This window comes from Streptomyces sp. NPDC002730 (assembly GCF_042888805.1).
Classification (GTDB): domain Bacteria; phylum Actinomycetota; class Actinomycetes; order Streptomycetales; family Streptomycetaceae; genus Streptomyces.
Genome location: NZ_JBIAQG010000005.1, coordinates 47913 through 62972 on the forward strand (window position 1 = coordinate 47913; position 15060 = coordinate 62972).

Here is a 15060-nt window from a genome sequence, read left to right on the forward strand (position 1 = left end):
TTTCGGGTCAGCGGGGGTCACGGTTGAAGATCTTCTTCGACCAGAGGTAACCGGCCACGGTGATACCGAGGCACCAGGCGACGGCGATCAGCCCGTTGTTGCCGATCTCAGTCCCCGTCAGCAGTCCGCGCAGGGTCTCGATGACGGTGGTGAACGGCTGGTACTCGGCGAACCAGCGGATCCAGGACGGCATCGAGTCCACCGGTACGAAGGCGCTGCTGATGAAGGGCAGCAGGAACGAGAGCGGAAGCACGGCGTTGCTCGCCGCCTCGGGGTTCGGGCTCTTCAGGCCGAGGCCGACCGCAACCCAGGTGAGCGCGAAGGCGATCAGGGTCAGGATCCCGGCCGCGGCCAGCCACTCGACGGGCGTCGCGCTGGACCGGAATCCGATCGCGAGAGCGACACCGACCACCAGGGTCAGGCTGACCACGGTCTGGATCACGCTGCCGACCACATGGCCGATCAGGACGGAGGCGCGGGAGATCGCCATGGTGCGGAAGCGGGCGACGATCCCTTCGGCCATGTCGGTGCAGACGGCCACCGCTGTCGGTGTCGACCCCGAGCCCACGGTGATCAGCAGGATTCCCGGTACGACATAGGCGATGTACGCGGCGCGGTCCCCGCCGCCGCCGAGCCCATTGCTCAGCGCGCTGCCGAAGACGTACACGAAGAGGAGCAGCATGATGATCGGCATGGCCACGACGCCGATCGTCATGGAGGGGTAGCGCCTGGCGTGCAGCAGATTGCGCCGCAGCATGGTGGCGGAGTCGCGCAGGGCGTACGACGTCGAACTCATCGTGGAACTCATCGGGCTTGCACCTTCTCGTTGTCGGGGCGGCCGGTGACCGCGAAGAACACGTCGTCGAGATCGGGGGTGTGCACGGACAGTTCGTCGACCTCGATCGACGCGGCGTCGAGTACGTCGAGAACGGCGCGCAGTCCGCGTACGCTGCCGTCGTTCGGGACGTTGAGCGTGAGCGCGTCGGCGTCCCGCAGACCCAGGCCAAAGGCACGGGCGGCCGCCTCGAATGCGCTGCCGTCGCCGAACGTCAGCCGGACGTGACCGCCGGGGACAAGGCGCTTGAGCTCCTCCGGAGTGCCCTGAGCGACGAGCTTTCCCTGGTTGAGTACCGCGATCCGGTCCGCGAGCTGGTCGGCCTCCTCCAGGTACTGCGTCGTCAGGAAGACCGTGACGCCGCCGGCCACCAAGTCGCGGATGATCTCCCACATGTTGTGGCGGCTGCGCGGGTCGAGCCCGGTGGTCGGCTCGTCGAGAAAGATCACGCTCGGGCCGCCGACCAGGGTCATCGCGATGTCGAGCCGGCGTCGCATACCGCCGGAGTAGGTGGAGGCCGGCTCCTTGGCCGCGTCGACCAGATCGAAGCGCTCCAGCAGCTCGGCAGTGCGCCGGCGGCCCTCGCGGCGGCCCAGGTGGTGCAGGTCCGCCATGAGGGTCATGTTCTCCTCGCCGGTGATCATGTTGTCGACCGCGGAGAACTGGCCGGTGACACCGATCGCGGCGCGTACCGCTTGGGGGTCGGTGGCCGGATCGTGCCCGGCAACGCTCAGCCGACCGCTGTCGGCGGTGATCAGTGTGGACAGGATCTGGACCGCGGTGGTCTTGCCGGCGCCGTTGGGACCGAGCAGCGAGAAGATCGTTCCCTTGGCGACGTTCAGATCGATGCCGTCGAGCACGACCTTGTCGCCGTACGACTTGCGCAGCCCGGTGGCCTCGATGGCCGGTCGGGTTGGGGTGAGGCGTTGGTTCGAAGTCATGCCGCAGAGCGTGCGAGCGGTGAGCTTCACCGCGGTTTCACTGTGGTTTCAGTCGGCACGACGCCCGTGAACCGGACGCGCAGCTGCCGTACGAGGACTCTGATCGCGCTCGTCCTGCCACGCCGTGCGCCGATGTCGCCGGGGGCAGGCACGGGCACGCCTCAGTCCAAGGTCTCCCGCTTCGCGACAGGCCCCACCAGAGTCAGGCCGCGGCCGCGAGCGCTGAGGGCCACATGAGTGCATCCACTGCGCCGTCCTGTGGAGCCCCGGGTGAGCCTGTTTTGCCGGAGCCGCCCACGTCTATGGATCCTGTTGCTTGATCTCGGTCGATGGCCTTGCTGCCGATGAGTCATGGCCCGGAAGTCGTCCGAATCGGGCAGTCGGCGATGGCAGAAGACCTGCGGCAGTGCCGATTGAGGCAAGGGAGTGATCAGCGCGATGTCGGTGGAGGTGGTGCAGACGGCGGACCTGTTCACCCACGCCATGGTGCGCCCCTGGAGTGCGCGAACACGTACCGAGTCGATTTCACACTGGGGCCGGTCCGGATGGCCGTCCGCACCGAGCTGCTCGACAAACGCGGTGGGGCTTCTGCGTCCGCATAGCCGGCCGCGGGGCCACGGCCTGAAACAGAAACTTCCCACAGCCTGTCCGGCATTGATCGCTCGACTCTCCCCACGCCGACAACAACGGACGATCACTCATCAAGCGCCTTCCGAAGGAGCCCCGACCCGATGCCCAGACGTTCTGGATGGCGTGTCGCCCTGGCCGCCACCACCACAAGCCTGATTGCCGCCGCTTCACTGGTGGCCGCCGATCCGGCGTTCGCACAGTACCCACCAGCTCCCGGTGTTGTGATCGACGACAACACCGTGGTCCCCGGCGATCCGATCAACCACACCGCGACCGGCTTCCAACCCCTTGAGCAGGTTGTCGCCGGCCTCGTCCCCGCACCCGGAGCCGCAGCCAGGGCCGCACTGAGGGCATCGCCCGCGTCCGTACGGCCCCTTGCGTCGCCCACACCGAACGGCGATGGCGGAGGAAGCGGGGGCGGCGGAGGAGGAGGGGGCGGCGGAGGAGGCGTGGTGCTCGGCACCTTCACCGCCGACGCCAACGGCATTGTGACGGGAACGGTCACCATCCCCCCGCGCGTCCGAGCGGGCACCTACCTCTTCCAGCTCGTCGGCCAGACATCCGGACTCACGCTGTCCGCGACGGTGACCGTGTCCGCTGCCCCCGGTAACGGTGGCGGGAGCCAGCCGCCCGGCGGCGGCGGGACTCATCCGCCCGGCGACGGCGGCGGGAGCCATCCGCCCGGCGACGGTGACGGGCACGGACGACCCGGTGACGGGGACGGCGACGGCGACGGGCACGGACGACCCGGTGACGGGCACGGCGACGGCGACGGCGACGGTGACGGCGACGGGCGCGGTGACGGGCACGGCGGCGGCAACGACGACGGGCACGGTGACGAGAATGGGGGCTCCTCCAACTCAGGTCACGACAACGGCTCCTCCGGTCATGGCAACAAAACCTCCGGGCTTGCGGACACCGGTTCCTCGGATGCACCGGTGGCTCTGCTCACCGCGGCAGGTGGTCTGTTGCTTCTCGGTGGCGGGACACTGGTGATCGCCAGGCGTCGGCGCACTGACGCTGAACGCGGCTGAGACCAACGATGCCGTGGACCACCCAAAGACTCTCGGCCAGCGCCGTTCTGTCTTATGTCACCGGCCTGGTGCGACGGAATCACCGTCGCATCAGGCCGGTGATGTGGGTGGCGGCAGGCTTTCTTCTCGCCGGTTCGGGCTGGGTGCTCGTCACGGGCCTGTACGCCCGTAGCGAGCTGCTCGCGGCCCGACTCGACCTGGAGACGCTGCGGAACACGGTGACGGCGTCCCCCTCGCCGGTCTCGACGGCGAGTGGCGCCACGGGCCGTAGGGCGCGCGCCGAAGCAGCGGGCCGTTCCGCTGCGGCGCACGCGGCCCGGGCGCACCGGCTCACCAGCGGACCCGCGTGGTCCCTGGCCGCGCACCTGCCCGGCCTCGGAGGCCCTCTCGCGACCGTCCGTGGTACGGCCAAGGCCGTCGACCGGCTGGCCGGCGAGGTGCTGCCGGCCGTCGTGAGCGCCGCCGGCAACATCACCAACGGCGCAGGGGCCGGTGGCGGGCACCTGAACCTCGCCGAACTGCGCAGTGCCGCCCCAGCTCTCGAGCAGGCCTCACGACAGGTGGCGGCAACGCGTACGGAGGCCCGCAGATTGCCCCGCCACACCTGGCTGCCCGCCGTGGACCGGATCCGGGACCAACTCGTCAGCCGGCTGGACCGGATGGCGCCCGCTGTGGAGAACGCCGCCACCGGCGCCCGCCTCCTGCCGCTGATGCTGGGGGCGGACGGTCCGCGGCGTTACTTCGTGGTGTTCCAGAACCCCGCAGAGGCGCGTGGAACCGGTGGAATGCCTGGTGCCTATGCCACGCTGACAGCCGACAAGGGCATGCTCGCGCTGACGCAGTTCGGGCACGACTCCGCGATGATGAGCGCTCGCCCCAAGGTGGACCTCGGTGCCGAGTTCGCCACCATGTACGGACACAACGACGCGATGAACACGTGGCCCAACTCCAATATGAGCCCGCACTTCCCCTACGCTGCGCGCATCTGGTCGGCCGGCTGGCTCGACAAGAGCGGCGAGCGTGTCGATGGCGTACTCGCACTGGATCCGGGCGCGCTGGCCCGGCTGCTCGCTGCTTCCGGGCAGGCGCGCACGACCGACGGCACAGTCGTCAGCGCGGACAACGTGGTGGACATCAGCGAGCGCACCAATTACATGACGTACCCGGACCCGCTCAAGCGCAAGGCTTTCCTGCTGGACGTGGCCCGCGCCGCTGCCGGGCGGTTGATGACCGCCGCCGAGGATCCCCAACTGCGGCCCGCGCTGCTCCTCGGGCTGTATGAGGTGCTGCGCAACGGGCAGATGACCGCCTGGAGCGCCCACCCGGACGAGCAGCGGGAGCTGGAATCACGCCCGGTCGGCGGCTCCTTGCCGCGGAGCCCGGAGCCCTACGCCGGGCTGGTGGTCAACAACGCCGCCGGCACCAAGCTGGACTACTACCTCGACCGCACGCTGGACTGGTATCCCGGCCACTGCACCACCACCGGCCGCGAGGTCACGGTCAAGGCGGTTCTCACCAACCATGCACCGCCCTCAGGACTTCCGGCATACGTCACCGCCCGTCTGGACAAGCCGACCTATGCGACGCATGCGGGTGACAATCGCCTGCTCGTCTCCTACTACGCGACCGCCGGGGCGAGTCTGATCAAGGCGACCGTTGACGGGCGGACGGCTTTCACGTCACCGGGCGTCGAGCGCGGACATCCGGTGTACAGGTTCGACGTCGAGGTGCCCGCGGGCGGCAGCCGCACGGTGACGCTGCACCTGCTGGAGCCTCCGGCCGACCGTGCGCCCACCGTCTTCCACCAGCGACTGACGCGCCCGCTGCGGGCCACCGTGCACCCGTCCTCGGGCTGCTACGGAGACTGAGCGGGGGACCCTGCCGGTCAGCCCAGCACTGCTGCGGCGATCCGTTCCACTGCTTCTGTGATACGGGCGGCGCACGCCCTTGCCTCTCCTTCGGAAGCACCGTAGGGGTCGACCAGGTCGTCGTCCCACCGTCCCCCGCCGCTCACTCCCCGCCGGGCCGCGGCCCCTCTGGTCAGGGCTGCGGCCCGTTCGGCCGGGTCGGTCAGACCAGCCGCGTCGTCCTCGTGAAGCAGCCGGGCGAACTCCCGCAGCGTGAAGGCGCGTCCGAGTCCATGCACCGGACGGAGCCGTACCGCTGCCTCGCGGTGTTCTGTGGCGGCACCCAGAACCAGTGCCGCGGCGCTCACGGTGGCTGCGGTGAGCCTTCGGGCGGTGGCTCCGGCGGGATCCCCGCCCATCTCGGTGAGCAGGGCGGCGGCGACCGGGTCCATCGGTGTGCCGTTCACCGCGGCGGTACCCGCGCTCGACACCCGGAACTTGCCCGATGCCGAAGCCAGTCGGGAGGTCAGCAGACGTTCTGCCAGTGGCGAGCGATGCAAGTTTCCGGTGCAGACGACGAGCACACGGAACGGTTCACGCACGGTGGAGCAGTCGATCACGGCATCACCCACGACGGCGGAGCACCGCAAACATGGTGTGTCCGTACTCGCCCCGGGACGCGAAGCGGCCTTCGGCGACCAAGCGCGCATGGCGACGTTCCGGCATGCGCACCCGGGCGGTGGCACGGCCCGCCAACTGCGCCATCCACGCACCGGTCACGGGACGCAGCGCCATCCGGACGGGTCGTTGACGTGCTGCCCGGGTGTAGTACAGAGAAGGCGGCTGGCACTCGACGAGGACGAGGTCCATACCGAGGACCTCGGCCACGGCGGTGAACTGCCGGGGGCTCCACCGGGAGAGGTGGTGCGGTGGGCAGTCGTTCGGTTCCAGATCCTGGCGGAACAACCGCTCACGGTTCGGCACGGAGAGGAGGATCTCACCGCCCGGCACCACAATCGTCGCCAGCGCGGAGAGAAAGCCGCGTACGTCTGCCACGTGTTCCAGGACCTGGAAAGCGCAGACGACGTCAGCCCGGGCGGGACGGACCAGGGCGTCGGCGCGGACGTCGTCCTCGCTCACCTTGATGCCGGCCGCACGCAGCAGGTCCGCGGCGTCAGGGTTCTTCTCGAGCGCCTCGACGGAACTGCAGCGTCGGAGTACGGAACGGAGGAAGGCACCTTCGCCCGAGCCCACTTCGACCACCCGTGCACCGTCGACGATACGCTGCGCGGCCTGATCGAACTCCCAGCGCCATGTCTCGTATGCGATCCCGCCGGTGAAGAGCTGGGAGTAGAAGCCGGAATCGCCCTCCAGCGCCGGGTCGAACCAGTCCAGCTCGCAACGGCCGCAACGGCGGAGGGCGACGGGACCGTCCCCGTACTTCGCGATGACATCGTCCGAGAATGCCGTGGCCCACTGCTCCGCGTATGCCTGCCAGACGTCGGAGAGGTGGACCTGAGACAGCGTAGCCGCGGATGACGCACCGCAGAGAGGACAGGGATTCGATGAGGAATCCAGCATCGAGCAATCCTTTCAGGAGGCGTTTCTACGTTCGGCGGTCACGAAATCGACGTGCCGCTCCCTGCCGGACGCCGCACATGAATGTCAGCAAGACAGCCAGACCAATGACGCACACAGCCAGCCACTTGCTCCATATCGTGGGCGTGAGATGCGGGCTGTGTACGACGGCCACGCCGGCAACGAGAGCAAGCCACACATGGATCCGCGTCATGGCCACGACCGGAGAGAGAGGGAGGTAAAGCACGACCAGAATGATCAGCACGCATTCGAGCAGGGACCGCTGCCGGTAAAAGGATCCGCCGAAAGTCACCATGTACACAGCGGCGTACGCCGCCGATCCCAGGACCGCGGCACGACCGACCCCTGTGGCGTCCGCCCATGCCCTTCGCAACGCAGTGGGAGCAAGGGCAAGGGAGGCGATCCAGATGACGGTGCCCGGATAGAGCCAGCGTTCCGGGACCGCGGTCCCCGCCCCGTACTCCCAAGGGAACGGCCCGAACAGCAAGGTCACCAGGTACTGAGGATGATTCAGCAGGTTCTGCGAGCCGTATCCACCGGTGAAGCCGAGACGGGTCCCGTCGTGGACCTCCAGACTGTCCACGAGACCGAAGAGCGTCATCATGCGAGGAAGAATGAAGAGGGCGGCGGCCCCTGCGACGATCAAGGAGCCCACCAGGTACTCGCGGCGGAATTTCACCCGAGCGAGCAAGGCGACCGCGAGAAAGAGCGCTGCGGCAGGTCTCAGGTACAGGCATGCGCAGATGCTCAGCATCGTGCTGACACAAGCAAGCGAGAAGCGTGCCCGGGTCTGCGCAAGCAACGACCACAGGACGAGGCTGGTGATCAGCCCGTCCTTCAGACCCCAGGCATCCCACAGCATGAGGGACGGACTCGTGCCCACCATCAGCCCAACGGCGGCGGCTCGCTTGTGCCCCCGCCCGGATGCCATGGCCAATCCGTACGCTGCGACCGCGCCGGTGGCCGCGAGCAGAGCGAGCACTGCCTTGGCGGCAAGCCACCCGCCGCCGGTCATGACTTTGCACAGCGCCATGATCGCTGGGTAGCCCCACACCGCCGAACCGACCAGCCCTGACAGATCTCGCGTATCCAACCGGCTCCCGCTGCGCCAGGCCTCGGCGATCGCATCGCTGACGGAGTCGTATCCCCGAGCATCGGGAAAGAGCGCGTATCCGTTCGTCTGCGAGTGGACGACCAGGACAACGCCCAAGTGCAGAACTGCCGCGACTGTGAATACCGCGAGCGCACCCCAGAGCGACCTACGTGGACTGTCAGGGGTGGAAGAGTGAGCGCCGGCAGGCGTCCTGAGCACAGTCTCTGCGCGCATGGTGAAACCGGCCTCTTCCGAATCTGTGCGCGTGGCGCATACCGGCCACTGGGACTACGGCCTACCCCTTGCGGGCAAGCACGACCCGAGTATGAAAACCCCGGTACAGGGACTCGACCACAGGCCACGAGATTACAGGAGCGAGAAGTCCGGAGGCCCGGCTGACGTTCCGTGTCGCCATGACGAAATCGCGCTCCACGAACTCGACTTGCGAGAAGTGACGACCGAAGGCTTGAGAAATTTCGCGTTTTGTTGGGTAGTTGATACCGCTTCTGCTGTATTCAACGTTGCGTGCCGCAGTCTCGGCAGCAGTGAGGCACCGCTGGAAGGAATTGCGGATGCCGAGCCGCGCCCACAGGGAAACGAGCGCCGGATGCTGGAACCGCCCACCGAAGGGGGTGAAGATGTGCGGCTCCACCGGCCGCCAGCGAGCAGGGAAGATGTGCAGGGTCCAGGCGCCGGGTTTAAGGACCCGAGCGATTTCACCGATCGGCTTGTCGTAGCTCATCACATGTTCGAACACGGAGGTTGAGTAGCAGAAGTCGAAGGAATCGGAGGGGAATGGGAACTTCCCCTCCTCGTCGGAGAAGTGGAGGCATTCCCTGCCGTCCGTCGACAGTTCTGACCACTGTGCGGCCAATTGCTCCACAGGCCTGTCCACGCCTGTCACCTCGTAGCCTGCGGCAGCGAACTCGCGGACATGCCGGCCCGAACCGCATCCGAAGTCCAGCACGCGGTCACCCCGGGCAAGCCCACCGCGGCAGGCCAAGATGGCTTGGCATGCCGAAGTCATTGCCTGAGTCCCAAGAATTTCAGGGGCGTCGATCGCCATGTCAGCTCCCACACGCATTCACCGGTCAGGGCTCGGCGACCATAACCCGCCGTTCGGGGCTGACCGCGATGTTGACGGTGCCGGACGGAAGAGGTCACCGGATCAGAGCACACGGTGATGTTTCCCGAAAAGGAGAAGCGGCCGTTGCGCGAGCAAGGCTCAGAGAAATGCCCATATACGTGTGGTAAGTATCAGGCTTTGGAGGCGGTGCACCGGCAAGCAGGGGCCCGCGATGGCGACGGACCAATTATCCGACGGCGCATCATGCTGGGAGTATTTATGTGCGGTGTAGCTGGAATCGTGTCAACGAGCCCTCCCGACCCCGAACAGGTACGCGAGATGTGCCGCCTCATCGTCCACCGGGGGCCGGACGGAGAGGGCTACCACAGCGACGCCCACGCCGCCCTGGGGATGCGCCGGCTCGCCATCATCGACGTGGCCGGCGGAGCACAGCCGGTCTACAACGAGGACGGCACCGTCGCGGCGGTCTTCAACGGCGAGATCTACAACTTCATGGAGCTGCGGGAGCAGCTGGCCGCGCGCGGGCACCGATTCGCCACCGACAGCGACACCGAGGTGCTGGTCCATCTGTACGAGGACCACGGCGAGGACCTGGTCGGACATCTGCGGGGCATGTTCGCCTTCGCGATCTGGGACGCGGCGCGAGGCCGGCTGCTGCTCGCACGGGACCGGGTGGGCAAGAAGCCGCTGTACTACCGGCAGGCCGGAACCTCGCTGGCGTTCGCGTCGGAGCTGAAAGCTCTTGTGGCCGATCCGTCGGTACCCCGTGAGCTGGACCCGGTGGCTCTGCACCACTATCTGGCCTACCAGTACGTACCGGCCCCATGGTCGATCTATCGCGGCATTCACAAGCTGCCTCCCGGGCACCTGCTGGTATGGCAGGAGGGCGAGGCGCGCCTGCGACGCTACTGGAAGCTGGATTTCACCCCGCGACCCGTGGGCAGCGAGCAGGAGGCGGCAGAGCAGGCACGGGAGTTGCTGCTGGACGCCACTCGGGTCCGCATGGTCAGCGAGCGCCCGCGGGGGGCGTTTCTGTCCGGCGGTATCGACTCCTCCGCGGTGGTGGCCGCCATGGCGCGGCTCAGTGATCAGCCAGTGAAGACGTTCTGTATCGGATTCGACGATCAGCGCTACGACGAGCGGTCCTACGCGGCGTCCGTGGCCCGCCGCTACGGAACCGACCACCACGAGTTTGTGGTGGCCGGGTCGTCCGCGCTGGAGATTCTGCCCACTCTGGCCCGGCATTTCGACGAGCCGTTCGCCGACTCCTCGGCCATTCCCTGCTTCTTCGTGGCCGAACTGAGCCGCCGGCACGTGACGGTAGTACTCAACGGCGACGGGGGAGACGAATGCTTCGGAGGCTACCGGCGCTATGCGTTCATGAAGAGAGTGGGGCGGATGCAGCCCCCGATCGCTCTGCGCGGCGCACTGAACCAGATCGGTTCCGCGCTGGCGCAGGCAGACATCGCTCCCCGGCTGCGCAGGGTCGGCCGTGGGTTGCGGCTGCTGAGTGAGACGCCACAGCGCCGCTACGCCAGCCTCATGTCTCAGTTCACCAGCGAAGGCAAGGACGCCCTGTACACCGAGGCGATGCACGAGCAGGTGGCCGGCGTCGACAGCTACGACCTCATCAGACAGACGTTCGACGCTTCCTGTGCCGACGAGGACGTCAATCGGTTTATGGACGTCGACGTCAACACCTATTTGCCGGGGGATCTGCTCGCCAAGGTGGACATGACCACCATGGCTCACTCGCTCGAGGCTCGCTCCCCCTTCCTGGACCACCATCTGATGGAGTGGGCCGCAGGCCTTCCCGGGCGGTGGAAAGTCGACGGTCAGGTGACCAAGACGCTGCTGAAGAAGGCGATGACTCCGTGGCTGCCACCCGAGTTGCTCGCCCGGCCGAAGGCCGGATTCGGGGTGCCGCTGGCGGACTGGCTACGTGGGGAACTGCGTCCGATGGCCTTCGACCTGCTGACCGACCACACCGCCCGCTCCCGCGGTCTCTTCCGGCCGGAGGAAGTGCAGCGACTGCTGCGCGAGCACCTCAATGGGCGCGACCAGTCCAGTCGGATTTGGTCGCTGTTGCAGTTCGAGCTGTGGCACCGCACCTGCGCGGACCGGCCGCGTGTCACAGCGGCCGCCGTACCCGAGGGCGCCCCTGGGTGCCGTGGCTGACAGCACGCGGCAGGCACTCGGCATGGTGGGCTGCCAGGCGGCATGCCTCGTGCTGGCCGCTGTCACGAGCGCCGTCATTGCCCGGTCGCTGCAGCCCGAAGGCCGGGGCGTCTACTCCATGGCAATCACCGTCGCCACTACAGCCACCATTCTGGGACACCTGTCCGTCGAACAGGCACAGAGCGCTTTGTGGACCGACCCGGAGCGCCGGGAAACACTCGCAGGCAACAGCGTGTCGCTCGCTCTCGTACTCGGAACGCTGGGCGGGCTTGCCGGCACAGCGTGTGTGGCGGCGCTGGGTCCTGACGTGCTCCACCTGCCGGGGCTGTCCATCGTGGCAATGGCCTGCCTGGGCGTACCGTTGGGCGTCGCAGTCAACTACGCCAACAACATTGTGCTGCTGCGGGGCCGGTCGCAGGTGGCGAACCGGGCCGCGCTGACTCGTTCGCTCGTTCAGTGCCTGGCGCTGTTGGCGCTGGCTGTGACAGCCGGGTTGACGCCCGCGTCAGTGGTCTTCGTCTGGGTCGTCGCCGAGGCAGTTCAATTGTTGGTGTTCACCATCATGGGCGGTACTGCGGTGCGCCGCCCAAACTTGAGACTCGTACGCACGACTGTGGTCACCGGCGCCCGGTACCACCTCGGCCCCGCTTCAGTCTTCCTCTTGCTGTACGCGGACGTCTTTCTTCTGGGTGCGTTCACCAACGCCCGGGAAGTCGGTATCTACACCCTGGCAGTCACCCTGGTCGGCTACAGCCGCCTTTTGGCCGATGTAACCTCGCAGGTCATGCTGAACCGCCAGTTCGAATCCAGCGCCGCCGAATCCGCCGTCGTCACCGTGCGGATTTCGCGGTACGCAGTCCTCCTGGCCCTCGCTTCGGCCCTCGCTCTGACGCTGACCGCCCCCGTGCTGGTTTCCGCTGTGTACGGTGCGGCGTATGCGGATGCGGTGCCGCTCGTGATGCTGCTGGCCCCTGGCGTGATGATTCTGGGGGCGACCCGGCTCCCGAGCGCCTACCTGCTGCGCTTGCGCCGTGCGCGGCTGGTCGTCGTGCCGTCTGTGATCGCCCTCGCAGTCAACATCGCACTGAACCTGCTGCTGATTCCCGTGTGGGGCGCTGCCGGAGCCGCGATCGCCTCCTCGCTGGGATACGCCCTGCTGGCGGCCTGCCAGGCGCGGCTGTTCGCCAGGGAGGCCGGTATCGAGGTCCGGAACCTGCTCCCTGCCACTGCAGACGTGCTGGCGCTCCTTGCGGCGGTGCGTCGCTGTTTGCCGCAAAGGCAAGCCTCGCCATTGCCGCCGGCCGGATAACCGTTGGTGGTCTGGTGACCGTCACTACTGCGGTCCATCACCCGGACGACGGCGGGTCGCGGTTGATGGCGGAACAGGAAGGGCTGAGAGGCTGGACGAGAAGGAAAGCGCGCTGTGCAGTACCCGAATCCACTGGCTGAATGGAGCTGGTATCAGTGGCTGGGAGCCTCGACGCCAGGGCTATGCCGATCGCCGGGGCTGTCGGCGACGTTGTGGGACCGTCCCGGGTGTGCCTGATGATCGGTCAATTAGGGCTGGGCGGTGCGGAGAAGCAGGTCGTGCTGCTCGCTCGCGGCCTGGCTGCGCGAGGCATTGAGACCACGTTGGTGCTGCTGTCCGCAAAACGAGGGCCGCGTGAGGCGGAACTTGCGGATTCGGGGGTGACGGTGATCAGCCTGGGTTGCCGGGGAATCCGGCCATGGGTCGATCTCCGAGGCGCCGTGAAGAACACCGCGGTCGGCGTGAGGGCGTTCGCTCGACTCATGGCACACCTGCGACGCACACGGCCGCAGGTCTTCCACGCCTACCTGTTCCACTGTTACGTCCTCGCAGCTCCCGCTGCCCACCTTGCACGGGTTCCGGTGTGCGTGGCCGGGCGGCGCAGCCTGGGCACGTTCAAGGAAGGGCGCCGTGGGCTGCTGGCCGTGGAGCGGGTCGCGACCGGCATGACCGACTTCGTCGTGGCGAACGCTCAAGCGGTCGCCGAGGATGCCCGGCGCCAGGAAGGCCTGCCGCAGGACAAGATCGCCGTCATTCACAACGGGATGGAGGCGCGGGACTTCCGGACGGCGGCTCCCGCTGATCTGACCACGGATCTGCCGGTAGTGCTGTGCGTGGCGAACCTGCGTACCTACAAGGGCCACCAGTACCTGCTCGACGCCGTCGGCCGGATGCAACAGCGCGGGCTGCCCTGCACCCTGGTGTTGATCGGTGAGGGTCCAGAGCGTCCCCATCTGCAGCGACAGGCCGACCGGCTGGGGATCGACGTACGCTTGCTGGGCCATCGCACCGATGTGCCCGCTTTTCTGGCTCGGGCGGACGTCGTCGTCCTGCCTTCCCTGGAAGAGGGCCTGAGCAACGCGGTCATGGAGGCCATGGCTGTCGGCCGGCCCATGGTCGCCACCGCGGTCGGTGGAACGCCTGAACTGCTGTGCGATCGAGGTGTGCTGGTGCCGCCCGCCGACGCGGAAGCTCTTGCGCAGGGCCTGCAATGGATGCTCACCGACCGCGCAGCCGCCACGCGACTCGGGAACGCAGCCCGGCAGTGGGCACACGAGAACCTGAACGCGGACACCATGGTGGAGCGCCACGTCAGCCTGTACCGGGAACTGCTGGTACGTCGCAGATCCGCCAAGTAGGCGGGGGAGTCTGACCGGTGCTGCTACTGCGCTACGCCCGGAACGGCGGGTCGGCGCCCGTCCGCTGACGTCGGCGGCGCCGACCGGGCTGCCGCACGGGACGAGCGCGGGCACCGCGGCTCGTAACGCAGGTCAGGCCACCGCGGTCGCGCTGCGCGCCTCGGATGACGTCTGCGCGGTGTCCTCGTCGGCGAACGAGGCGAAGACGTACTCGTTGCAGCCCAGGCCTCCTCCGCAGGTCTTGAGATGACGCAGCTCCAGCCCATGGCGCCGGCCCACCCGGAACACCTCTTCCGGAGCGGCAACTTCGAAGGGATAACCTCCGACCCAGTCGATCAGGTCGTATCGGGCGGACATGCCGCGGGCCCGTCGGACCTGGCCGCCGGCGGGACGACGCCCCGTGATGGCCAACTTCAGCAGGGTGACCGCTCGTCGGGGGGCGTTCAGGTACACCCCACTCCCGGCGACCAGCAAGCGCCGCGCCACCGGGCCGGAGGAGTTGTACGTGCGCTTGACACGTGTCCACCCCCGGCTGCGCAGGCCCTGGTCGTTGTAGATCGACACATACAGCAGCCCGCCGGGGGCGACCAGTCTGCAGGCGGCGTCCAAGGCCTCCCACAGGGCGCCCGTGTGGTGCAGCACTCCCCAGGAGTAGACGATGTCGAACTGTCCGAGGCGGGAGGTCAGGGAGGAATCCAGCACCGAACCCTGCTCCACCCGCCAGTCGCTGTCGGGGGCGTACCGGTTACGCAGCTGCCTGGTGGTCGCCACGGCGTCGGGGTCGTAGTCGAAGGAGTGCACCTTCGCACCGAGTTGGAGTGCGGCCAGCGAGAACAGCCCGCTGCCACAGCCGATGTCCAAGAACGTGCGCCCTTCAAGGTCGCCGGTCCCCAGGGCCGCTACGAGGGACTCCCGAGCGACAGCGATACGGTCCTCGTCGACCAGCCTGCTGAACTTCTGCCAGTTACGGCCGAAGGCAAAGCGCTTGCCTTGCTCTACCTCGCTGGAGCAGTCGATCACCTCATGGTCTCCTTCCTCCTGGGAACATGTACCGCGGATTCCCGGCAAACGTGCGTAACGGGGTAACGTGCGTACTGACGCGGGTATATCAGACGTCGGCCGAAAAGGGGCTCAGCGCTGCGGTGATGG

The 15060-nt window shown here is 67.6% G+C and carries 12 protein-coding genes; 5 read left to right on the forward strand and 7 right to left on the reverse strand.

Going from position 1 to position 15060, the window contains the following annotated elements:
- Positions 1-7: 7 nt before the first annotated feature.
- On the reverse strand, positions 8-796 hold the full coding sequence (locus tag ACFYXH_RS13840) for an ABC transporter permease (protein WP_389562988.1): 789 nt from the start codon (positions 794-796) through the stop codon (positions 8-10).
- 8 nt (positions 797-804) lie between these two features.
- Positions 805-1776, reverse strand: coding sequence for an ATP-binding cassette domain-containing protein (locus ACFYXH_RS13845; protein ID WP_389562340.1), 972 nt, complete (start codon positions 1774-1776; stop codon positions 805-807).
- A gap of 731 nt (positions 1777-2507) precedes the next feature.
- Here ACFYXH_RS13845 and ACFYXH_RS13850 point away from each other — a divergent pair.
- Positions 2508-3440 (forward strand): hypothetical protein, encoded by a 933-nt coding sequence (locus tag ACFYXH_RS13850; protein WP_389562342.1) that lies wholly within the window; start codon positions 2508-2510, stop codon positions 3438-3440.
- Positions 3441-3508: 68 nt separating this feature from the next.
- Positions 3509-5308 (forward strand): DUF4012 domain-containing protein, encoded by a 1800-nt coding sequence (locus tag ACFYXH_RS13855; RefSeq protein WP_389562344.1) that lies wholly within the window; start codon positions 3509-3511, stop codon positions 5306-5308.
- A gap of 17 nt (positions 5309-5325) precedes the next feature.
- Here the strand turns inward: ACFYXH_RS13855 and ACFYXH_RS13860 are convergent, their stop codons facing one another.
- The 4 genes from ACFYXH_RS13860 to ACFYXH_RS13875 form a co-directional block, all read right to left on the reverse strand.
- Complete coding sequence (locus ACFYXH_RS13860; protein ID WP_389562346.1) at positions 5326-5919, reverse strand: low molecular weight phosphatase family protein; 594 nt, start codon at positions 5917-5919, stop codon at positions 5326-5328.
- Entirely contained in the window at positions 5912-6868 is a 957-nt protein-coding gene (locus tag ACFYXH_RS13865; RefSeq protein ID WP_389562348.1) for a class I SAM-dependent methyltransferase, read from the reverse strand. Before ACFYXH_RS13865 ends, ACFYXH_RS13860 begins: the two co-directional genes overlap by 8 nt.
- Positions 6869-6893: 25 nt before the next feature.
- Positions 6894-8096: a hypothetical protein gene (locus ACFYXH_RS13870; protein ID WP_389562350.1), complete on the reverse strand. Its 1203-nt coding sequence runs from the start codon at positions 8094-8096 to the stop codon at positions 6894-6896.
- Between the two features lie 178 nt (positions 8097-8274).
- The gene (locus tag ACFYXH_RS13875) at positions 8275-9045 is read right to left on the reverse strand and encodes a class I SAM-dependent methyltransferase (RefSeq protein WP_389562352.1); all 771 of its coding nucleotides are present in this window, start codon (positions 9043-9045) and stop codon (positions 8275-8277) included.
- Positions 9046-9324: 279 nt separating this feature from the next.
- Between ACFYXH_RS13875 and asnB the strand changes: the two genes are divergently transcribed.
- From asnB to ACFYXH_RS13890, 3 genes are all read left to right on the forward strand, one after another.
- Positions 9325-11244 (forward strand): asparagine synthase (glutamine-hydrolyzing), encoded by a 1920-nt coding sequence (gene asnB, locus ACFYXH_RS13880; protein WP_389562353.1) that lies wholly within the window; start codon positions 9325-9327, stop codon positions 11242-11244.
- Entirely contained in the window at positions 11237-12553 is a 1317-nt protein-coding gene (locus ACFYXH_RS13885; protein WP_389562355.1) for a lipopolysaccharide biosynthesis protein, read from the forward strand. The genes asnB and ACFYXH_RS13885 overlap by 8 nt, the downstream gene beginning before the upstream one ends.
- A 236-nt stretch (positions 12554-12789) precedes the next feature.
- Complete coding sequence (locus tag ACFYXH_RS13890) at positions 12790-13911, forward strand: glycosyltransferase (RefSeq protein ID WP_389562356.1); 1122 nt, start codon at positions 12790-12792, stop codon at positions 13909-13911.
- Between the two features lie 132 nt (positions 13912-14043).
- On the opposite strand, the gene ACFYXH_RS13895 is transcribed toward ACFYXH_RS13890, so the two are convergent.
- A complete protein-coding gene (locus ACFYXH_RS13895) occupies positions 14044-14931 on the reverse strand; it encodes a class I SAM-dependent methyltransferase (protein ID WP_389562358.1) in 888 nt (295 codons plus the stop codon).
- Positions 14932-15060: the final 129 nt, after the last annotated feature.

Bases quoted from the DNA above. Each gene is read 5' to 3' on its own strand.
- ACFYXH_RS13890 (WP_389562356.1), top strand. From the start codon at position 12,790: ATGATCGGTCAATTAGGGCTGGGCGGTGCGGAGAAGCAGGTCGTGCTG.
- asnB (WP_389562353.1), top strand. From the start codon at position 9,325: ATGTGCGGTGTAGCTGGAATCGTGTCAACGAGCCCTCCCGACCCCGAA.
- ACFYXH_RS13865 (WP_389562348.1), bottom strand. From the start codon at position 6,868: ATGCTGGATTCCTCATCGAATCCCTGTCCTCTCTGCGGTGCGTCATCC.
- ACFYXH_RS13845 (WP_389562340.1), bottom strand. From the start codon at position 1,776: ATGACTTCGAACCAACGCCTCACCCCAACCCGACCGGCCATCGAGGCC.
- ACFYXH_RS13840 (WP_389562988.1), bottom strand. From the start codon at position 796: ATGAGTTCGACGTCGTACGCCCTGCGCGACTCCGCCACCATGCTGCGG.
- ACFYXH_RS13850 (WP_389562342.1), top strand. From the start codon at position 2,508: ATGCCCAGACGTTCTGGATGGCGTGTCGCCCTGGCCGCCACCACCACA.
- ACFYXH_RS13875 (WP_389562352.1), bottom strand. From the start codon at position 9,045: ATGGCGATCGACGCCCCTGAAATTCTTGGGACTCAGGCAATGACTTCG.